Here is a 22,138-nt window from a genome sequence, read left to right as displayed (position 1 = left end):
ACGAATCCCGGTTAAGCTGCAGTAAACGGCACTTAGCCGGGAGTTTTTTGTAACCCAATGTGAAAGGGGAGGAATCATGGTTCATTACGAAGTGTTTGTACTGCGAACGGTTTCGCATCCCTTTATTAATTATAGCTATATTGTTTTTGATAAAAGCAGCCGCTCTGCCATCATCATTGATCCTTCATGGGAACTCGATACCATAATGGGCAAGCTAAACGATTTAAACGCAGATGTGAAAGGGATTATGCTGACCCATTCTCACTACGATCACGTAAATTTGGCGTCGGTGTTAACCGAGATTTATGAATGCGATGTATTCATGTCGAGCGTGGAAATTGAAGACTATGGTTTCAATTGCCGACATTTGAGAAGTTTATCCGATCATGAGGTCGTCGTATTCGGGGAGACAAACGTGACGTGCTTGTGGACGCCCGGGCATACTTCGGGAAGTATGTGTTTTTTGCTTGAAGACTGTATTTTTACGGGGGATACACTCTTTATTGAAGGCTGCGGGGGATGCAATTTCAAGGGTGGATCCGCTGAGGCGATGTTTGATAGCATTCAAAAAATCAAATCTTTTGCGTCTCCGGAACTGCGGGTATTTCCCGGTCATTCCTATGGAACCCCTCCTGGTCAAACGATAAGTATGTTGTACGATCAGAACATCTACTTTCAATTGGATTCGCTCAAGCATTTTGTCAATTTCAGAATGAGGCCAAATCAAGAAGGAATATTTAATTTTCGATGAAATGGGAGTGAATGAAAGTGGGGAAATCGATCGTATTTTTGTTTTCCGGGCAAGGATCACAATATTATCAAATGGGCAAGGAGTTATATCGGGATCAGCCGGTATTTCGTCATTGGATTCAGAAGCTGGATCAATATTATTATCAAATCTCCGGTAAATCGGTAACCCGCGAGCTTTACGAGAATAATTATCCAATCAGCCGGCCATTTGATTCATTACCATTCACGCACCCCGCAATATTCATGATCGAGTATGCCTTAGCTCAGGTATTTATGGAATATCAGATCTTCCCTGATTATGTGTTAGGCACAAGCTTGGGGGAATTTGCTTCCTGCACGGTCGCAGGTTCCATGGATTACAATGCAGCGTTGGAGCATGTGATCGCTCAAGCTGAAATCATTCAGAATCATTGCGAACCCGGGGGCATGATCGCTATTCTTGATCAGGTATCGCTATACCGCAGCGAATCGATACTTTATCAGAACTGTGAAATTGCATCGGTTAATTTTGATACGCATTTTGTCATCTCGGGAGGAGTTTCGGCTCTTTCCGAAGTGGAGTCTTATTTAAGAGATCGTAATATCATGGCTCAGCGATTACCCATTCGTCATGGTTTCCATTCCAAGTGGATCGACCCGGCTGGCCCGTATTATAAGCGCCATGTAAGCTCTTTAGCTTTAAAGTCTCCCCATACAACCGTAATTTCATCTTTTAGCGGGCAGAGGGTGGCTGCTTTCGAACCCGAATACTTGTGGAACATGGTGAGGGAACCGATCCGATTCCGCGACGCGTTGAAATCTTTGATGCCCCTGGAAGATAAGATTTTTGTAGATTTAGGCCCTGGAGGAACACTTGCCACCTTCATTAAGCATAATCATCAAATGTTTGGCTCCCATGAAGCCCGAAATATACACACCGTTCTAAGTCCTTTTCATAAGGATATCCATAGATTGGAACAAGTCATTTCCAAAATAAAAATGCAGCGAGTAACCACTTAAGTCATTCTAAGAGAATTGATGTCGAAACCATGAGTATTTTGCGATTACCCGAGAAATAATAACTTGTTCATAAACCGTATGGGATAATAAAATACGAGCATAAACGCCTTGCAAGATATGGTTTATACCAACGATATCAAGCAGCGCGGTGCTCGCATAAGATAAAAGACGTTGCGACTTTCTGGTTGCAGCGTCTTTTTGACGTTATTGCACTAAAGTTGCAGTCGCACCTCAATATCAACTACTATTTAAAGAGGGAACAGAACTTCTAGAATGTTAGCAGCGTGTTTTGTTTTTATTTACTACTCGAGTCATCACGGCTCTGAATCACACAATCGAAAGGAAGTATCCCATGAATTCTTTGCAAATTGAACAGCTCAAAATCATTCGGAATGAAATTACCCGATTTATGATGAAATACAAATTCGCTTTAGATGAGATCGAAACCAAAATGGAAATATTAAAAGAGGAGTTCCAGGCTCTTCATGATTATAGCCCGATCGAACATACGAAATCCCGCCTGAAATCACCGGAGAGCATCATGAAGAAGCTGCTCCGAAAAGGCGGAAACATCTCTCTCAGTTCCATAGAAGATAATATCAAAGACATCGCGGGTTTAAGAATCACCTGCTCATTCATTACCGACATTTATAAAATCAGCGACATGCTGCAGAAGCAGAGCGATTTAACGGTCCTAAATGTCAAAGATTATATCAAGAATCCGAAGCCGAACGGTTACCAGAGCCTGCATCTCTTAGTCGAAGTGCCAGTTTTTTTCTCCGACCGGGTGGAGAAGGTATGCGTTGAAGTCCAAATTCGAACCATTGCCATGGATTTCTGGGCGAGCTTGGAGCATAAAATTTTCTACAAATATAATAAGTCGGTCCCTCAGCATCTGCTGGAAGAGCTTAAGAAGGCTGCCGATACGGCTAACGCGCTGGACCGTCAGATGGAGCAATTGCACCACGAAGTGCAGGCCATTAAGGATTCGGAAAGCGATGATTCGCTGCTGGAGGAATTGAAGAGCATTCAGATCAACAACCGCAAGTATGAGCTCCCGGCAGGCTTGCTTGAAGTGTTGACTGAGGATAAATAAAGTTCTCGCCGGTGGGAATAAGAAAAGTTTCACCTGTTTCATCGACTGTGCACCGGGTATATATATCCTAAGTGGGAAGTGGAAACACATCAACACCAGACGGATAACAAGACGTTAAGTCGGAATTACCGAAAGGATTTGATACCCATGTACAACGTAACGAGGAATAAGGACGACACAGTCTGAATTATTCCAAACGTACACCTCAAGCTATTAAAGAAATGGAATGATAGCGTCAGAATGGATATACCGCTTCCCACGATAGAAAAACTCTGCGAGTGATCTCGCGGAGTTTTTTGCTGTCGACAACCATCCAAGCACGTGCATAAAAGGGAGCAGTACACACGGTATATTCCGCGGGCGGGAAGCCGGTGGCTGTATAAACGGATCAGTTCACAATATTGAGGGAATGGCGACCCTCGAAAGAGCGGCCTCTATGATATACTTAGAAATTGGATACAATGGTAACAATCATGATTAAGATGTTATGAACCTACATAATAGAGGTGTATGTACAGTGACAACTACCGTAGTCATCGGCGGCGGCATTACCGGACTGTCGACCTTATACTATCTGCAAAAAGAGTTGAATCGCCATCAACAGGATATGGAACTGGTGCTTATCGAGGCAAGTGAAACGTTGGGAGGCAAAATCCGAACCGTTCAGAACGGTGAATTTACGATGGAAACCGGAGCGGATTCGATCGTCTCCCGGAAAACGAATGTGGCACCACTTCTGGAGGAACTTCAGTTAACAGACCAGGTTGTGTATAATGCCACGGGGACTTCTTTTATCTATACGACTGCAGGTTTGAAAAGAATCCCGGATGAGAGCGTATTCGGCATACCGCTTAGCCTGAAATCCTTGGCGGAAAGCGAGCTGGTGTCTGCCGAGGGGAAGGTGGAGGCGCTCAAGGACTACTACACGCCGAATGAGTCATTTACCAAGCATGATTCTCTGGGGGAGTTCCTCGAGTCTTTCCTAGGCAAGGAAATCGTTCAGAATCAGATCGCTCCGGTCATATCGGGCGTCTATTCCGGGGAGCTTCATGACCTGACCATTGCGTCCACATTTCCCTATTTGCTGGAGTACAAAAATACGTATGGCAGCATCATGGGGGGGTTGGCCGAGAATAAACAGAAATTCCTTGGCTCGGGCAATAAGAAATTTCTTTCCTTCAAAGACGGAGTCTCGGTTGTGATTGACGCACTGGCACAGAGCCTGACAGAAGCAGGTGCGAAGATATACAAGGGCGTTGCCGCAGAGAAGCTGGAGAAAACAGCTAGCGGCTACGGGATAACGTTGGCAAATGGCGAAAAGCTTGAAGCTGATTTTGTTGTATTAAGCACGATGGGATCTGCGGCGAAGGAACTGCTGCAAGATCCGCAGCTTAACGAGGACTTTGACCAGCTCTATACCAAATCGCTCATCAGCGTGTACCTTGCCTATGATATTCAAGACGAAGAGCTTCCTTATGATGGAACGGGATTTATTACGGCTAAGGGAACCCAGTTAAAATGTGATGCTTGCACCTGGACGAGCCGGAAATGGGAGCATACCTCCGAGAATAATCGGTTATTGATGCGATTGTTCTACAAGAGCTCCAATCCGCATTATGACGAATTAATCCGATTATCCGACGAAGAATTGAAGCGTGTCGGGATGGAGGATATCCGCCGGAGTTTAGGCATCGAGGCTGAGCCCGTGTCATGCGAAGTCACCAAATGGCATGACAATATGCCGAATTATCATTTGAAGCACCGGCAAATCGTGGAGTCATTAGAACAGAAAATGGATGACCTGTATCCTAACGTTATTCTCGCGGGATGCTCCTATTATGGAGTGGGTATACCGGATTGCATCGCGAACGGGGAGAAGACGGCAGGTCTGATTCTGGAAAGGATGCCTGGATGACAATCTATATTGCGTTGCTTAGAGGGATCAACGTAGGCGGACACAATAAAATCAAGATGGCCGATTTAAGAAAGATGCTTGAATCTATGGGACTAGATCGCGTGCAGACCTACATCCAGAGCGGAAACGTGCTCTTTGAATCCGGGGAATCCAAGGAAACGCTGCGCGTTCATATAGAGCAGGGCATAATTGAAACGTTCGGCTTTCCGATATCGGTGATTATTAGAACCTCCGAGGAAATCGAGGGGATCGTTCGGAACTGTCCATTTTCGGATGAAACGATACGTCAAGCGGAGGCAGCATCGGAGTTTGAGAGTCTTTATGTTGCCATGCTGCCGGAAGCGCCTGCTGCTGAAGACGTGGAGAAATTAAGGCTTTATGTGAATGAAAAAGAAACCTTCGAAGTTATCGGTGAAGAGGTATACTTACTGTTCAAGGAAAGCGTTCGGAATTCCAAGCTGGCGGTTCAGTTGTCGAAGCTTGGCGTACCGATGACGATGCGGAATTGGAAAACAATGAACAAGCTGGTACAACTGTCTCAGTCGATGGAAAGTGAGCCATCGCAATAATTTATACAAATGAAGGGGACATAGGCCGATCTCCCAATTCGAGAGGAAGTTCGGGCTAAAGTGTTTCACTTTCTGAGGAACGGGTAAATATAGAACAAGTGGGAAGTGGTATTGTCAATCGACGGACGGAAGAACATGATGTCATTCCGAAAGGCAGTTGATTCGCCATGAACACTCGCAAAAGGAGAAGGAGAGCGAAGTTTCTTCGATTCTTTTCAGGTAAGGCACCCTAGCAATTGGAAAATTGCTGCATAATGAATAACAGAATCGCTTCCCACTGATAAGGATCCTGCGATAACATTCGCGGGGTCTTTTTTTTGTGCAGAATATGCAGAAGCCACATCCTATGATAGAGGATGGGACCGATCTTTGCTCAAAGATGAACCGGATAAGACGTGAATAGTCCGGAAGTAATGAGCTTTAAACGTCATGCTAATCTCATATGCGGTTCTTGAGATATGGATGCTTACTCAAGAAATAGTGATGCAGGTCTGTTAACATGTTGTCCTATTTTACTAGATGGTTAGCTGATTCCGGGACTTGTGTATCATTTATCAGATTTTACATAAAGTGGTTTAAAAAACGAAGGGAATATGCAATTATTGATCTTAGGAGGTGAAGTGCTAAATGGATCTCTCTAGGGGATAGCCTGAATCTGATATCATGAGGGATTTAATCTTGAAAACGCTTTAATTAAAATTTGGAGATCCCATGGAGACCTGGAGAATTGGGAAACTGAATTGATTGTTCAAAAAATCATTTCTAGGAGGTTTTCCATTGTCTAAGATCGTCCTGAATCGATGTATATCCTGCTTCTTGATTCTCTGTATCGTGTTGTCGGCCTCGTTTACCGGTTTCGCAGGACAGGCTTCAGCCCAGTCATCCACTGCGCTGAACAATGTGCCTGAACTGCTGATCACCGAGCTTGTTCCTGATTCTACGAATGTAGGAACCGCCGACGGATATGAATTTATTGAAGTATACAACAATACCGATCAAGACATCGATTTCAGCCATTACAAAATTCGTTATCGTTACTTGGAGAGTGATACCCTTTGGGCTCATGTTCCCGATGAGGTGATGATTCCATCCAGAGGCACGCTGGTGTTCTGGATCATTAACGCTCAGAACAGCAAATCCACGATTGCTGATTTTAATAAAAATTACGGCACGAACCTGATTGAAAACACCGATGTTGTCAAAATATTCTCAGGCGGCATGTCCAATTCACGCATGCGGGAGCTCGTGGTTGTGACAAACACGGGCAATCCGATCGTGTCCGCATTTTACAATGACGGAGATGTTCATAACGGCTCTGATCAGGGAATCTTCTATAAGTATCCGGAGGATGGCAGCCTGAAGATGCAGCGAATTTCCCAGTTGGAGCATAAGGCTACGCCGGGTTCGCTGCAGCATTCCGAGGTGCCTGCGGAGCCGGTACATATCGACGTGACCAAGGAACCGACGGTCACCAACCGGACGACAACGACGAATGTGGAGCCGGGCGAAAATCTGGAGATTGCCGCAGAAGCGCATGATGATCGTATGGTTACTTCCCTCGCGCTATCTTATCGTGTCGATGGACAGAACGATTACAAGGTCGTACAGCTTCAGGAAGGGGAGCAAGGCCTCAGCCATACGATTTCTTATCTGGAACTGCTGGGACACACCAAGCTGGAGTACTATTTCACAGTGTCCAACACCTTTAAGGAAGTAGAAAGTCCCAAATACGAAGTCGATCTAACGGGGAATGGTGCCAGCGCTAGCCTGAATGTTGACGATCAACAGACCGTCACCGGGATAACGTATATTCGGGGGGCAGCGGATGGGGTAGAACCTGCCGATCTTGAGCTTCATATCGACGGGCAGCCGGTTCAAGGCACACCTGTTATGGAGCATTCCGCTTATTTTGTTTTTGAAGGCGATGGTATTGACGATGGGATTAACACGGTAACCATCGGCAAGAATGTTCTGTTCAAAACCGCGGCGAACATTGACGGCTATCAAACGATCGCTGTCCCCATCGAACCGCAATGGCTGACAAGCGGCACAAACGAAATTACCCTTCGGGCCGGCGATAACGAGAAAACCTATTTCGAGGATGACAAGCCGACGGGCAATATGGATGACTTTAATGCCCGCAACGTACGGCTGCTGTTAGGAGATGGGACAGAAATTCGGGATCCGCAATTTAAGGATCCTGCGCTTATCCACGACCTTGGTGACGATGGACGGTTTCTGCCTTTTGTTGCGTTTCAATTCGATATTCCTGCCGATAAAGTAAAAGCCCTGTCTTACGCATGGGATACCACGTCGGTAACAGACGGGCAGCACAAGGTTGATTTGCATGTAAAGGGTAAGTCTGAAGCCTTTGCCAACGTTCAGGTAGATAACAATGGACCCGAAATTAACGTGACGGTTGAAGAAGGCAAAAGCTATAAGGGAAGCATTCCCATTGATGTGACTGCACAGGATAGCGTATCCGGCGTGGAACAGGTGGAGGTCCTGCTAGATGGTCAAGCCATCCAGGTGCCGTATGATACTTCATCTTCCGAGCTTGATCCAGGTGATCATAAGCTGGAAATCCGCGCAGTGGACAAGATCGGCAACATCTCGGAACGTACGGTTACGTTTAACACTTCACCGGAGCATCCGAATGCCCCAGTATTGATCTCACCAGCAGATATGGAGAGCGGAACCGGGTTATCGCCGGAGCTTAAGGTCCAAGTCAGCGATCCATCGGATGACGAGCTTGAGGTCTCCTTCCATCAGGCATATCCGTATCATGCATTAAGCGGCGATCGGGTAAAATTATCCAGGAACGCCTCGGATGAAGAGCCCCCTAAGGATAGGTTCCCGGCGGGCGAAACCGCGCTGACTGAAGAGGAATTGAAGCTGGTAGCTGAATCCAACGATCAATATGTCACGGTGGATTCCACGTCCCAGTTCCCTTATATCCGGTTTGAGGTAGAGCTGGAGCATGCCGTGGAGCCGGGTGACAGCGTTGAAGTGACTTGGGAAGGACACACTGTTTCGGGCCGCAAGGTCACGATGTATGCCTGGAACCACAATCTGAACAAGTGGACGGAGATCACCAAACAGATTGCGCAGTCTGAAGATGATTTTACGCTTCGAGGCGAACTGACGGCAGCAGACTACGTACTGAACAGCAAAGTGGATGTCATCGTACAGGATGAAATCCCTTCCCGTGGGGATTATGATTACACGTTTGTATGGGTATCGGATACCCAGTTCTTAACGGAGCTGTACCCGCATATCCAGCAGAAGCAATTCGACTGGATAGTCGATTCCATCGATGATATGAACATCAAATATTTGTTCCATACCGGTGACATCGTGAACGATCCAACAGCTGAGTATCAATGGAAACGTGCCGATGATTACATGAAGATGCTGGAGGATGCAAATCTTCCGCACGGCGTGCTTGCCGGGAATCATGATGTGGGAAGTTATGATTGGGATTACACGACCTACAGTCAATACTTCGGGGAGGACCGTTATAAGAATCAGCCATATTACGGAGGTTCCTACAAGGACAATCGCGGGCACTACGATCTTGTCTCCGTAGAAGGAAACGACTTCATCATGATGTATATGGGATGGGGCGTCGAAGATGAGGATATCAAGTGGATGAACGAGGTTCTCGCAGAGTATCCTGACCGTATCGCATTCCTGAATTTCCATGATTATATGCTCGCGAACGGAACCCGCTCCGGAATAGGCAACAAATTATACAAGGAAGTTGTTGTCCCGAATCCGAACGTGGTTGCCGTTCTGAGCGGCCATTACACGGGAGCCAGTCTGCTTAAAAATGAATTGGATGATAATGGTGACGGTACTGCGGACAGAACCGTGTATCAGATGCTGGCAGACTATCAAGGACATGCCGATGGCGGGAGTGGTTACTTGAGACTGCTGCATTTTGATAAGGATAGCAAGCAGATTTATGTGAATACGTATTCTCCTTACCTGGATAAGTACAATTATTATACAAATGGATCGGATGAGTTCAAGATGAATCTGGATCTTGAACCGAAATTAAAGCGAGTAGCAACGGATTCGATCCAAGTAAATCATCTAAGAGGAGCACCCATCGGTACACCGCAGAACGTGGCTAGCGGCACGGAGGTTACTCAGCCGTGGGCAGGACTTCATTCCGATGGCACCTATGCCTGGTATGTCGTCGCACAAGACAAATTCGGAGGGAAAACCCTTTCGGATGTGTGGACCTTCACGACAGATGGCGGGAAGCTTGATGCTCCGACCAACCTGAAAGCACTGAATGTGACATCGTCAACGGTTCAAATCGGTTGGGATCCCGCGAAGGGTCCGGACCAACAAGTTGTGAACTATAATGTGTATCAGGACGGGGAGCGCGTGGCAACTGTCACCGATAGCGTATATGAAGCGACTGGGCTGACCCCGGACACGCTGTATGAATTCAAAGTTACCGCCGTGGATAAGCAAGGCACGGAATCGGCTCCGAGTGAGATTTTAACGGTCATCACTCAAGCCGTAGAAATTCCGGGTGCACCTGTGTGGACAGCCGGGAAGCTTGAATTTTCGGACATCACATCAAACGGCGTATCCATGAGCTGGCCGGAAGCAACCACAGATGATGGCGTGGATGGATATCGTGTATATCTGAAAGGGCGGAGTGAACCGGTGGTTACCGTGACAAATGATGTGTATTCACATACCGCCACCGGTTTGGAGCCGGACACCCGATATCATTTTACCGTAAAAGCCTATAATGCTGCGGGAGAGAGCGCCGGACTTCATAACTCGGTCACAACACCGGCAGCAGCAGTTGACAAGAGCGAGTTAATCGGATTGATTGCATCGGCACAGCAAAGGCTTGACGAAACACGGGAAGGCACATCGCCGGGGCAGTATCCGGCCGGAGCAAGGTCAGCACTCCGTGCCGCCATTGAAAGCGCCAGCGCCATAGCGCAACAGGATCATGCAACTGCCAAGGAAGTACAGGATGCGATCAACGCTCTGCAAGCTGCGATTCGTGCCTATAACGCTTCGGTTGTACCTTCACCGGAGAATCCTCCATCATCGGGATCAGAATCGGGATCCTCTGGAGGCCATGTATTATCTGGAGACAACCGTTTAAAAGGACTTGAAGTGATCATCGGCGGCAAAGCAGCTGAATTAACCCCTGCATTCCATGAGAACACGACAGAGTACCGACTTGAGACGGAAGCCGATTCCGTGCAGCTCCGTGTTGATGCGGCGCATAGCAAGGCAAAAATCCTTCTGGGAGAAGAACCCCTGAAGAAGGATCAGGTAATCGCGCTGAAGGAAGGGGCTAACCTGTTGAGGCTGGTAATTCGGGCGGAGAACGGTACGACCCGAACCTACCAGATAACCATTCACCGTAAGGCGAAGCCGGGGACCGAAGAACCGAAGCCGGAGCCAAAACCGGTGATGTTAACAGACATCGCTGGACATTGGGCTTCGTCGGCGATAGAGGAAGCGGTTCAGCTTGGTATCGTTGGCGGCTATCCGGATCAAACCTTTAAACCGGACCGTAAGGTAACGCGAGCAGAATTTATGGTGATGATGGCCAATGCACTGGATGGACAAGGGGAAGCTGGGAAGCTGAATTTCAAAGACAGTTCCCTGATCGGATCCTGGGCGCTTGAAGCGACTCAATGGGCCGTATCCGAAGGTATTGTGAATGGATATCAAGACGGCTCATTCAGACCGAATCAATCCGTCAACCGTTCTGAAATGGCGGTCATGATCACTCGTTATCTGGGCCTTGCCTTACCAGCAACAGAAACGGAATTCCGTGATCAGCAAGCCGTTCCGGCTTGGGCGGAGAAGGAAATCGCAGCCGCGGCCGCGGCCGGCATCGTGAATGGCCGTTCGGGTAACCGGTTTGCTCCTCGGGAATCTGCTACCCGTGCGGAAGCGGTCATGATGATTCTGCGGATGCTGGAGCATGGAGAACAACAATAAAGATTTAAGAACAAATAAGAGGCTGACACTAGAGCGAGCGCTTTAGTGTCAGCCTTTTTGGAGTTGAAGGCTTCATGGTTGACCACCGTCATGTAACGCCAAACAAGGCGCGCTGGGAGCCGCGCGTGGTGCGGATGGAAGGATACGTTTTACGAGTGATGAACATTAGAAAGCCCTGCGATTTCCCGCAGGGCTTTGTCCCAAATATTCAGATGCGTTTCTGAACTTGTTCAGAGTGAATTTAAACCCATCGTCCGCCGCGAAATACAGGTTCAATCGTGCCGTCAGCCAGCATGCCGTCAATGTCCAGCTCAGCCGAACCAATCATGAAGTCAACATGCGTCAGACTGACATTGGCTCCGCGAGCGAGCAGTTCTTCCTTGCTCATCTTGGTACCGCCCTCGATATTGACAGGATAGGCGCTTCCCAGGGCAAAGTGGCACGATGCATTCTCATCGATACCGGTGTTATAGAAGACGCGGTTCAGCTGGGAGATTGGCGAGTCATGCGGTACGAGTGCCATTTCTCCTAGATAGGAGGCACCTTCGTCCGTTTCCAGGAGTGTTGTAAGATGCTCCCGTCCGGATTCGGCTTCATATTCGACAACCTTGCCGTCCTTGAACGTGAGCTTCATGCCTTCCACCAGGCGACCGTTCAAATTAAGCGGAAGCGTACTGGTTACGGTCCCGTTCACGCCTGTACGGTGCGGCATCGTGTAGATTTCTTCGGTCGGCATGTTGGCCACGAAATATACGCCGGCTTCATTCTCGTCACCGCCGCCGAGCCAGAGATACCCCTCTGGCATGTCCACGCGCAGATCCGTTCCCGGCGCACGATAGTGGAAACTCTTATAGCGTTTGGCATTCATGTGATTCTGGCGTTGCTTCAGCTGAGCAATATGATCCCGCCAAGCGGCAACCGGTTCTTCGCTACCCACCCGATTCATCTGGAATACCGCATCCCACATCGCTTGAATCCGATCCTCTTCGGGAAGATCCCCGAATACCTTATCGGCCCAGGCACGGGTAGGGGCTTTAATGAGCGACCAACTGATTTTATTGTTGCGCACATAAACCTGGTATTTCTCGTTAGCTACGGCAGCGGCTTTCACGGCTGTAGATACTTTGGCCGAATCAATGCCGCGGAACAGCTCCGGATCCGGAACCTTAATGCGCAGAATGGCTCCTCCACCTTCAGCCAGCTGCTGCATGGCGTCAGCCTGCCACTGCGGATAATAACCGAAAGAGTCATCGGGTGCTTTCTCGTAGCGAATGCGGGTGATTTGCTCATCATCCCAGTCGACTTGCACATATTTCGCGCCTGCATCGTAAGCCTTGGCCACGATGTGGCGTGTCAATTCTACGGTTTCGATTGGAGCATTGACGATCAGCACTTGGCCCGGTTGAACGTTTACGCCAACCTTAACGACCAGCTCCGCGTATTTCTCCAGATTTTTCTCGAAATTGTCCATATGTAGATTTCCTCCATTTCAGATGTACACTTTATTTTAACATGTTAAGTAGGAATGCAGATAACGGATCTAATCCTTGAAATGAACGGCCCCGAGCATGATGACACTCGGGGCCGCGGATGTCGTCAGACAGGGACCTGATTCTTTTTCTTTAGCGTAAGGGAAATTTGCCTTTCAAGCAGTCTTTTCAACTCATGGAGAGCTGCGATCTGACCATCCACATGACTTAACTTCTCTTGGTAAATGGACAGCATTTCCTCGCAATACTCGTAATCATCTGGAGAAGTGACCTCACCTTTGAATAAAGCTCTGATTTGATCCGTCGTTAATCCCAGTTTCAAATACAATTGAATCATCTTAACCCGTTCGATGGCCGATGTGTCGAAATGACGGTAATCATTATCAAGCCTGTCGGCTTCAAGCAGGCCTTTTTGTTCATAATGCCGGATGGAGCGTGCACTGACCTGGCTGATTTGCGATAATTCACTGATCTTCATTCCACATGAACCTCCTTGTTCCTTGCATGAGTTGGATACCCAGATTATACGCTACCAGGTATGTGGGTTGAAAGTGTCTGGGCTTTATTTATATAGTCGAAAAAAAAAGAGAAGTAGGGCAAAAAGTGTGACAGTCACCTGTCATATTTTCTGAATTACAATGACAACAGTAAAGAAAGAAACTTACGTAGAAGGAGTGTATGAGAACTTGAAGACACAATCAACGAACAAATTACCCATCGTGCTTGCCGGCCTGCTGCTCGGCATATTAATGGCCTCCATGGACAATACCATCGTAGCGACCGCAATGGGGAATATCGTCGGGGAGCTCGGAGGGCTTGATCATTTCGTATGGGTGACCTCCGCTTACATGGTCGCCGAGCTTGCGGGAATGCCGATCTTCGGAAAGCTGTCCGACATGTACGGTCGCAAGAAGTTCTTTGTATTCGGGATGATTGTATTTATGCTAGGTTCCGTGCTGTGCGGTACGGCGAACTCCATTACAGAACTGGCGTTATATCGTGCTGTGCAAGGTATCGGCGGCGGTGCGCTCATCCCGATTGCATTCGCTATAATGTTCGATACGGTTCCCCTTGAAAAGCGGGGTAAGCTCACCGGGTTATTCGGAGCCGTGTTCGGATTATCCAGCATATTCGGACCGCTCGCAGGTGCGTATATTACGGATCATATTACATGGCAGTGGATATTCTATATTAATTTGCCAATCGGCATCGCGGCTTTCATGATGGTTACGCTGTTTTATAAGGAATCGCATGAACGTTCCAAGCAGCCGATTGATTGGATGGGAGCCGCTACGCTCCTGACGGGTGTCATCTGTTTCATGTTTGCTTTAGAGCTTGGCGGCAAGCAGTTGGCGTGGAATTCCTGGATCATTCTGGCATTGTTTGCTATGGCGTTTGTCATGCTGGTTCTCTTCGTGCTTGCGGAGAGAAGGGCGGAGGAACCGATAATCTCGTTTCGTTTGTTCAAGAATAAACTCTATACATCCAGTGTGCTGTGCGGTTTATTTAGCGGAGGATCGTTCATCGTGGCTTCCGTGTATATTCCGATCTTCATTCAAGGCGTACTCGGCGGAAGCGCAACGAACTCGGGGCTCGTCCTGCTGCCCATGATGGTGGGCTCCGTCATCACGGCTACGGTGAGCGGCTTTCTGATGAGTAAAATATCGTATCGCAACATCATGATCCCGACGCTTGTCCTGTTCACGGGAGGGATGGTGCTCGCATCGACGCTTACGTCGGAATCCAGCAGGTTCATCGTAACCCTATATATGGTGCTGATCGGGCTTGGCATCGGCGGATCGTTCTCCGTGCTGGGTACGGCCGTCATGCATGGCTTATCCTATAAACAGCGCGGGATGGCGAGTTCGACTTTCAACTTCACGCGATCGCTTGGAATGACCATTGGAATAACGGTGTTCGGGTTAATACAGAGCCGCTTCTTCACCGGATCCCTGTCACCGGGAGGAATGAACACCAGTGGTCTTCCCGAAGGATTCGATCTGAAGGATCCCCACATTTTATTGGCGCCGGAGACGAGGTCTCTGATTCCATCAGAGCTGCTCAAACCGATCTCGGACACCCTCGCTTCCTCTATTGCGGTTACATTTGCCTGGGCAATTGTTCCTGCAGCATTAGCGCTTGCAGCAGCAACGTTAATGGGCCGTAAAAAGTTGGATGAAACAGCGGAGTTAAAGAGGGAGGCCATGGTTGATTCAGAAGAAGAGGGAGAAACTCCGGAAAATGAAAAGCTGGTGATGGTGCCGTAGCGTTTACAGTTCGGTGGCATGATCTGGGGTCAACATATCAAAGATTTGTCCCACAAGCAGATGGCTCATTGGACTGATGGTTCGTCAGTTTGAAAGCTATGTTCTATGAAATCATGGCGGTGCTCAGGATGTTATCCTTGCATCGCCATTTCTTGCGTTTCAGTCGGTTGCTCTTAAGAGAAAAAGAGGGCATCCCGCCAGATCCAGGATCTTTTGGGGCACCCCCTGATGGTTAACTCTTAATGGCACCTGCTGCAATATCGGAAATGAATTGCTTGCTGATGAACAGGAACATAACGATCAGCGGAATGACGGCGAGCAGCGTACCGGCAATGACCATCGAATAGTCGGTCGTATATATTCCGTTCAATGAGGAGAGCGCAACCTGTAAGGTGAATTTGTTCTCATCATTTAGAATAATAAGCGGCCACAGGTAGTCGTTCCAAACGCCGATGAACGTGAAGGCGGCCAGGAACGAGAGGGCGGGACGCAGAATCGGCAGCGATATATTCCAGTAGAGGCGGAAGAATCCGCAGCCGTCGATTTTGCCTGCATCGAGCAGCTCCGAGGGTACCGACTCCTGCGCATATTGCCTGATCCAGAAGATCCCGAAGGCGTTTACCATTCCCGGAATGATCAACGCTTTATAAGTTCCTACCCATCCGAACTCTGCCATAATGACAAACGAGGGCACCAGGGACAACTGGGCAGGCGCCATCATGGTAGCTAGCAGCAGCACAAACAGCCATTTTTTGCCCGGGAAATGGAATTTAGCGAACGTGAATCCGGCCAGGGAATCAAAGAATAAGACTAACAGCGTACAAGCGGAAGCTACGAACAGGGTATTCCAGAAGGCGCCGAAGAAATCGATGCTGCTCAGCACCCTCGACACGTTATCAAGCAGGTGAGGACCGAACCATAGTTTCGGAGGAAAGCTGTAAATATCCGAAGTGGTGCGCGTTGCCATTACAAGCAGCCAATAGAAGGGGAAAATCGACAGCAGCAGTCCGGCGATTAACCCGATGTGAAGGAATATGGATTTCCATTTGAACATACGATTCACCCCCATTTCAGTCATTGGAAGGACTGCCCTGCACCATTTTCCAGTTCACGATGGAGAAGAGTGCAATGAGCAGGAACATTCCCCAGCCGACGGCAGCGCCATATCCGAAATAGTTATTCACGAAGGCTTCACGGTATAGGTAGAGGACGATGGTCATACCGCCGCCGCTGACACCGCCATCGTTGCCGACAAGCACCTGCGGTTCGGTAAAGATCTGCATGCCGCCGATGGTCGAAGTAATAACCGTGAAGAGGATGATGGGCCTTAGATTGGGAATGGTGATCTTGAAAAAGGATTGTATTCCGGAGGCACCGTCGATCTTGGCGGCTTCGTACAGGACGGTCGGGATGCTCTGCAGCCCGGCAAGATAGATAATGGCGTTATACCCTGCCCATCTCCATATGACCATGACCGAAATGGCGAGCTGTATGCCCCATGTTTTATTCAACCACTCGATAGAGTTCAGGCCGAGCAAGGACAGAATATAGTTGAGCAGGCCGTAATTGTTTGAGAATACGGTACCGAACACGATGGCAACCGCTACGAGTGAGGTAACGTTCGGCAGGAAATAACCGATTCGGAAGAATGTGCGGAATCGGACAAACGATGCGTTCAGCAGGAAGGCAACAACCAGCGCGATAAAGAGCATCGGTATGGTGGAATAGATCCAGATGAGCAGCGTGTTGCCGACAGCTCTCCAGAATTCCGGATCGGTGAGCATGAATTGGTAGTTGCCCAGCCCGTTAAAGGTCATCTCGCCGATGCCGTCCCATTTCTGAAAGGACAGGAACATCGAGAAGCCGATCGGGAAGAGCCCGAATATGGCAAATAGAATGTAAAAAGGGGAAATCGCCAAATATTCTTTGCGGTGTTTCCATATCTGTGCGGACAGTCTGTCTTGTGATTTCGGATGCTTAGGAACAGGCTTCTGTTCCGCGGGCGTATGATTCAGCATTGGATTATCCATCGTACTGTAACCTCCTCAATCGGTTGGTATTTAAGTACTTATAGCCATCGAGAAACATACAGGTAAGAACCGAAAACGGATCCGGGTTAGCGCAGCAGTTCTTTTTTGACTCTGGCCAGCGCGTCTTCCCAGGCTTTATCAGGATTCTTGCCCTGGAGCGCAACGGATGACAGCTCTCGATTGACAATGCCGTTTACATTAGCGAATTTACCGCCGAAATAAGCAGGTTTGACGTTACGCGCAGATTCCGAGAACACCTCGCCCGTTGCCTGATTCCCGAAAAATTCCTCGGGTTCCTTCATCACGGGGGCATCCAGCGCGTCTTTGGCGGAAGGGAAGAGGTTGATCTTCTTGAAGGATTGAACCTGATTTTCCGGACTCTGAATATATTTCATCACTTCAAATGCTTCTTGCGGATATTTACTCGTTTTCATAATGGCCAGGAAGGAGCCGCCATTGTTGCCGTCCCCGCCAGGGGCGCGTGCTACTCTCCACTTGCCGCTGGTATCCGGCGCTGCCTGCATCAAGATTTCCTTCATCCACACCGCACCCACAAAGGAAGCGACCCGTCCATTGTTCATGGCGGCATTCCATTCGGAGGAGGACGTATTGACGTTGGCGCTTAGCTTCATCTGGGAAGCCTTCACCGCCGTATCCCACGCCGTCTTCATGGAGGACTCGGGAGTTTCGCCGATAAACGTATTGTCCTCGGCAAAATATATGCGTTCAGACTGAGCATTCATTTGCGTGTAAATGTTGGTGATGTTGTCGAGCATTTTTACTTTTTGATCAAAATGCTCCTGCAGCTTCTGCCCGGCTTCAAAGTATTCATCCCAGGTGCCAAGCTGCGCATGGACCTCTTCCGGTTCGGTCGGCAGCCCGGCTTCCCCGAACAAATCGGCCCTGTAGTAAAGAGCCGTTGGCCCTGTATCGATTGGCAGGGCAATCATGGTGCCTTCGGGCGTAACGCCTAGCTTCCATTTCCAATCCAGGAAATCCGGCTCAATGTCCTTTGCGCCCAGCTCATACAGATCGTAGAAACGATCCGAACTCGTAAACAGCTCTGCCACCCAGTCGTTAAAAGCGACGATGTCCGGTCCTCCGGAACCGGCCGCTAGCGTTGTTTTTAACTTCGATTTGAAGTCGCCACCGATTTTTTGCGCATCGATTCGGATCCCCGGAAACTCCTGTTCAACGGATTTAATCAGCTCATCGTCCAGGCTTCGATTCCAATACCAGAGTGTAAGCGTTTTCGTCTTTTCGGTGGAAACATTTCCAGCGCAACCGCTGATGAGCATAACAAGAATCAGTAACCCCAAGCTAACCATCCTGCGTGTATTCACTATCGTCAGCCTCCTAACGTGGTGAAGTCGGTGATGCTTAAATCTTATTCAGTTACCAAGCTTGCGTGAGTAAAAATATATGATTACCTTTATAAACATTAGACTAAAAATCGAAACATTCCATATTAAGGAATAATAAATGGACAAACGGTACGCTTTCGGATCACCCTAACTAATTCCATTGAATGAAGCAGCCTCCGGGCTGCTTTTTAATAGAATCCTTTGGGCTCGTTCCAGTGTATAATTGCCTCCTTCCAATGTGCGTTATGTATTGCCGTTGCTGTGGATATACGCATCGCGTGCTCTAATACCCAGCCGACGATGCATGGAATCGGATGACCTCCTTTCTTTGACTTTCATGTATAATAGCTTCAAACTATTCTCAGTATAAGTGAATATTGTATGGAAAATGAAGTGCTAGATTGGTAAATTCAAGGGGATTAGGTGAGGTGAAAAGAGTGAATGACCCGCGTAACCGTCGATTGATGATCCGTTCCTACCGTGAGCTTGGGGGGCACAAGCTCACCGGGAATCTTAGGAATGACGTGGCCAGCTTTCTGCTGAAACACCAATGTCCACAGACAGCAGAGCATGTACTGAAAGTGGGGGAGGAAGCCCGCAGAATTGCTGTTCTCTATGGTGCCGATCCGACCGCAGCTGAATATGCCGGGTATCTTCATGATATTAGCGCCGTTTTTCCAACTCACGTCCGCATTCAGGTATCCCGCGAGATCGGGTTGGATGTATTGCCTGAAGAAGAGCAATTTCCGATGATCATACATCAGAAAATATCGGCATACATGGCCGAGAATATGTTCAAGATTACAGAACAGGAAATTTTAAATGCGGTTGGCTGCCATACAACGTTGAGAGCCAAGGCATCTTTGTTAGACAAGGTATTGTTCGTCGCTGACAAGATCGAGTGGGATCAGCAGGGGACTCCCCCATATTTAAAGGAGATTACGGAGCAGTTGCAAATCTCGCTGGATCATGCCTCATTTGAATATATACAATACTTATGGAAACGGCGTGAATCGCTGAAAGTTGTCCATCCTTGGCTTCGAGACGCATATGATGAATTACGGGATTCACAAAACTACAACCACAGTAATCTGAAATAAACGAAGTTTGGAGGCGGGTTCATTGACGCAAATTGCATTGATCTCCGACATACACGGAAACATCCCTGCCCTGAAGGCCGTTCTGAAGGATATCAAACAGCGCGGAATCGAAACCATTTATTGCCTGGGTGACTTGATTGGCAAAGGCCCGCACGGAGATATCGCGGTTGATATGGTGAGAACCCATTGCCAGCAAGTCATCAAGGGGAACTGGGATGACTTTATAGGTAAGGAAACCGACAATCCGGTCCTCCAATGGCATCAGCATCGACTCGGAAGCGAGAGGCTTCAATATCTTGCCGATCTTCCGTATATTCTTGAGTTCATGATGAGCGGTAAATGGATCCGGTTGTTTCATGCTTCGCCCCGCAGCGTGTACGAGCGGATACAGCCCTGGGATGATCAGGAGCAGCGGGAAACCTTGTTTCACAGTTCCCCGCTGTGCGGGGACCCAAGAATCGCGGATGTCGCCGGTTACGGGGATATTCATAATGCGTATCACCAGCATCTGGACGGGAGAACGCTGTTTAATACCGGCAGCGTCGGCAACCCCCTTGAAATGCCTGACGCCTCCTATGCCATTTTGGAGGGGATCTATGATAGCGAAGATCCTGCTCCTTTCAACATTCAATTTATTCGCGTGCCATACCCTATTGAACAAGCCGTACAGGATGCCTTGGAATCCGGCATGCCTTCCCCTGAGGACTATATTCTTGAGGTTAGAACGGGACGGTATCAAGTAAGAAAAGACTAATGGATGATATCGATTTCTGAAGAGCCGGTGATGCCGGCTCTTTTTTTTTAGAGATAAGAAAGTATAAACTTCCAAGGCTTAGCATCCTTATCTCGCAAGAAAAACTTCCGCTACATGCGGTCTGTCTACTGAGAAAGTACGTTGATAGACGTTTTTTTTATGTTAGCAATCACATAAATTTAATTTTACATTATTATCTATTAAAGGATGAAGATGATTGAATAAATAGGAATGAATGTTCTTAAATAGGTCTTAAGAAGGGTAGGGAGCCAGACACAGATTAGATATGATTATGAGTAATGGATAATTACACTGTGCAATGACCAGCAGTGACTTGATTTAGGAGGGTATGAGTTTGGTTGAGATTACAGAGACATGGATCGATTCGCAGGCACCGAATAGTGCAGCCATTAAGAACGGGCAGGGCCTTGTAAAAAAAGGACGGTTCCTGCAGCTGCATCATTCGGAGGACCATGCCGTGCTGTTCGGCACATGTGCAGGCAGCGGAAGCTCCGATTACCAGCCGTCCGCCGATTTTGCGGTGCCGGAGAAACCGGTGATGCGGTGCACTTGCCCGAGCCGGCAGTTTCCGTGCAAGCATGTGCTTGGACTGCTTTATGCGTATGCGGGCGGAGCGGCGTTTACCCCTGCCGAGGTGCCGGAAGATTTGGCTGCCAAGCGGGAGAAAGCGGAGAAGCGGGAAGAGCGCAAGCTCAAAGAAACGGCCGAAGGGGCAGCGCCCAAACCGAAAAAGGTCAACAAATCGGCATTAAAAAAGAAAATCAATGCGCAGCTGGAAGGTCTGGACGTATTGGAGAAGCTGATCCACTCGTTGATCCGGAACGGATTAGGAACATTGGATAAAAAGGAACAAAAGCTGATCCAGGAACATGTAAAGCAGATGGGCAATTATTACTTGTCGGGTGCTCAATCGGAACTTCGTCGCTTGGCGCTGGTGCTGTCGGACAAAGACCAGGAGAAAGCTTATACATATGCAGTGGAGCAGCTAGCCGTCATGAACGCAATGATTAAAAAAGGCAGACATTATCTGACTTCAAAGCTTGAGGATCCGGAAATGGCGCTGGATCATGAGTCGACGATTGAGGAATGGCTGGGGCATGCCTGGCAGCTGACGGAGCTGCAAAGCTTCGGGCTCGTAAGTGAACAGGCAGAGTTGATACAGCTTTCTTTTCTGAGTTATGCCGACGATGCACGGCTGGAGCATGTGGATACCGGATACTGGCTTCAGAAGGACAGCGGCGAAATTCACCGAACGATCCAGTACCGTCCCTATAAGGCCGCCAAGCTGATGCGTGAGGAAGACAGCTTTTTCGAAAAAGCCCGAGTCCCTGTATTGTACCGTTATCCGGGGGATATGAACCGGCGGGTCCGCTTTGAAGAGATGGCTTCAACTCCGGTGACAGAGGAGGATATGGTTTGGATTCACGAATATGCGGCGGGCTCTTATGCTGACGCAATTAAAAAGGTGAAGAACCAGCTGAAAAATCCGCTCGCTGACAGCCATCCCGTGATGCTGCTTCATGTTTCCCGGATCAGCCTGAACGTCGATGGTCAGTATGCCATCACGGATGAAGCCGGACAGTCGGTTGCGCTTGGTGACGTTTTTTTACAGCCGACGGTACCGATGCTGCGGTATCTGCCGGAGGAGAAGCTGAGCGGTGTCTCCATGCTGGTTATGTTTGAGCACTGCCTGACGACAGGCCGCCTCTTGGCGCAGCCGCTGACCATCATTACGAATCACGAAATCATCCGGCTGTTGTACTGAGCAGGGTAAAGAAGGAGGAACAAC

General features: G+C 48.5%; 15 protein-coding genes. 10 read left to right on the top strand and 5 right to left on the bottom strand.

All coding sequences use genetic code 11. The annotated features are described in order from the left end of the window. Window positions 1–73: 73 nt before the first annotated feature. The 6 genes from PAEVO_RS12210 (at window position 74) to PAEVO_RS12185 (ending at window position 11,323) form a co-directional block, all read left to right on the top strand. Window positions 74–751 carry an MBL fold metallo-hydrolase gene (locus tag PAEVO_RS12210; protein WP_394057361.1) on the top strand — a complete coding sequence of 226 codons (678 nt, stop codon included), beginning with the start codon at window positions 74–76 and terminating at the stop codon, window positions 749–751. 11 nt (window positions 752–762) lie between these two features. Further along, window positions 763–1,749 carry an acyltransferase domain-containing protein gene (locus PAEVO_RS12205; RefSeq protein ID WP_100537788.1) on the top strand — a complete coding sequence of 329 codons (987 nt, stop codon included), beginning with the start codon at window positions 763–765 and terminating at the stop codon, window positions 1,747–1,749. Window positions 1,750–2,101: 352 nt separating this feature from the next. After that, window positions 2,102–2,845 carry a GTP pyrophosphokinase gene (locus tag PAEVO_RS12200; protein ID WP_100537787.1) on the top strand — a complete coding sequence of 248 codons (744 nt, stop codon included), beginning with the start codon at window positions 2,102–2,104 and terminating at the stop codon, window positions 2,843–2,845. A 517-nt stretch (window positions 2,846–3,362) separates the two neighbouring features. After that, window positions 3,363–4,760 (top strand): protoporphyrinogen oxidase, encoded by a 1,398-nt coding sequence (locus tag PAEVO_RS12195; protein WP_100537786.1) that lies wholly within the window; start codon window positions 3,363–3,365, stop codon window positions 4,758–4,760. Further along, on the top strand, window positions 4,757–5,329 hold the full coding sequence (locus PAEVO_RS12190; protein ID WP_100537785.1) for a DUF1697 domain-containing protein: 573 nt from the start codon (window positions 4,757–4,759) through the stop codon (window positions 5,327–5,329). Before PAEVO_RS12195 ends, PAEVO_RS12190 begins: the two co-directional genes overlap by 4 nt. A gap of 777 nt (window positions 5,330–6,106) precedes the next feature. Beyond that, window positions 6,107–11,323, top strand: a complete 5,217-nt coding sequence (locus tag PAEVO_RS12185) for an S-layer homology domain-containing protein (protein WP_100537784.1) — start codon at window positions 6,107–6,109, stop codon at window positions 11,321–11,323. A gap of 241 nt (window positions 11,324–11,564) precedes the next feature. Here the strand turns inward: PAEVO_RS12185 and PAEVO_RS12180 are convergent, their stop codons facing one another. Beyond that, window positions 11,565–12,794, bottom strand: coding sequence for an aminopeptidase (locus PAEVO_RS12180; RefSeq protein WP_100537783.1), 1,230 nt, complete (start codon window positions 12,792–12,794; stop codon window positions 11,565–11,567). Between the two features lie 125 nt (window positions 12,795–12,919). Further along, a complete protein-coding gene (locus PAEVO_RS12175; RefSeq protein ID WP_100537782.1) occupies window positions 12,920–13,291 on the bottom strand; it encodes a MerR family transcriptional regulator in 372 nt (123 codons plus the stop codon). Window positions 13,292–13,499: 208 nt separating this feature from the next. On the opposite strand from PAEVO_RS12175, the gene PAEVO_RS12170 reads away from it, so the two are divergent. Continuing rightward, the gene (locus PAEVO_RS12170; RefSeq protein WP_100537781.1) at window positions 13,500–15,080 is read left to right on the top strand and encodes an MDR family MFS transporter; all 1,581 of its coding nucleotides are present in this window, start codon (window positions 13,500–13,502) and stop codon (window positions 15,078–15,080) included. A gap of 232 nt (window positions 15,081–15,312) precedes the next feature. Here the strand turns inward: PAEVO_RS12170 and PAEVO_RS12165 are convergent, their stop codons facing one another. From PAEVO_RS12165 to PAEVO_RS12155, 3 genes are all read right to left on the bottom strand, one after another. After that, a complete protein-coding gene (locus tag PAEVO_RS12165) occupies window positions 15,313–16,134 on the bottom strand; it encodes a carbohydrate ABC transporter permease (protein ID WP_100537780.1) in 822 nt (273 codons plus the stop codon). 16 nt (window positions 16,135–16,150) lie between these two features. Continuing rightward, window positions 16,151–17,110 carry a carbohydrate ABC transporter permease gene (locus tag PAEVO_RS12160; RefSeq protein ID WP_100537779.1) on the bottom strand — a complete coding sequence of 320 codons (960 nt, stop codon included), beginning with the start codon at window positions 17,108–17,110 and terminating at the stop codon, window positions 16,151–16,153. A gap of 86 nt (window positions 17,111–17,196) precedes the next feature. Next, window positions 17,197–18,453, bottom strand: coding sequence for an ABC transporter substrate-binding protein (locus PAEVO_RS12155; RefSeq protein WP_100537778.1), 1,257 nt, complete (start codon window positions 18,451–18,453; stop codon window positions 17,197–17,199). 485 nt (window positions 18,454–18,938) lie between these two features. Between PAEVO_RS12155 and yqeK the strand changes: the two genes are divergently transcribed. From yqeK to PAEVO_RS12140, 3 genes are all read left to right on the top strand, one after another. Further along, on the top strand, window positions 18,939–19,574 hold the full coding sequence (gene yqeK / locus PAEVO_RS12150; RefSeq protein ID WP_100539437.1) for a bis(5'-nucleosyl)-tetraphosphatase (symmetrical) YqeK: 636 nt from the start codon (window positions 18,939–18,941) through the stop codon (window positions 19,572–19,574). A gap of 22 nt (window positions 19,575–19,596) precedes the next feature. After that, a complete protein-coding gene (locus PAEVO_RS12145) occupies window positions 19,597–20,328 on the top strand; it encodes a metallophosphoesterase family protein (RefSeq protein WP_100537777.1) in 732 nt (243 codons plus the stop codon). 355 nt (window positions 20,329–20,683) lie between these two features. After that, window positions 20,684–22,114 carry an SWIM zinc finger family protein gene (locus PAEVO_RS12140; protein WP_100537776.1) on the top strand — a complete coding sequence of 477 codons (1,431 nt, stop codon included), beginning with the start codon at window positions 20,684–20,686 and terminating at the stop codon, window positions 22,112–22,114. Window positions 22,115–22,138: the final 24 nt, after the last annotated feature.

This window comes from Paenibacillus sp. GM2FR (genome assembly GCF_002803325.1).
GTDB lineage: Bacteria > Bacillota > Bacilli > Paenibacillales > Paenibacillaceae > Paenibacillus_AQ > Paenibacillus_AQ lautus.
This window is presented reverse-complemented; position numbering and strand designations above follow the sequence as displayed.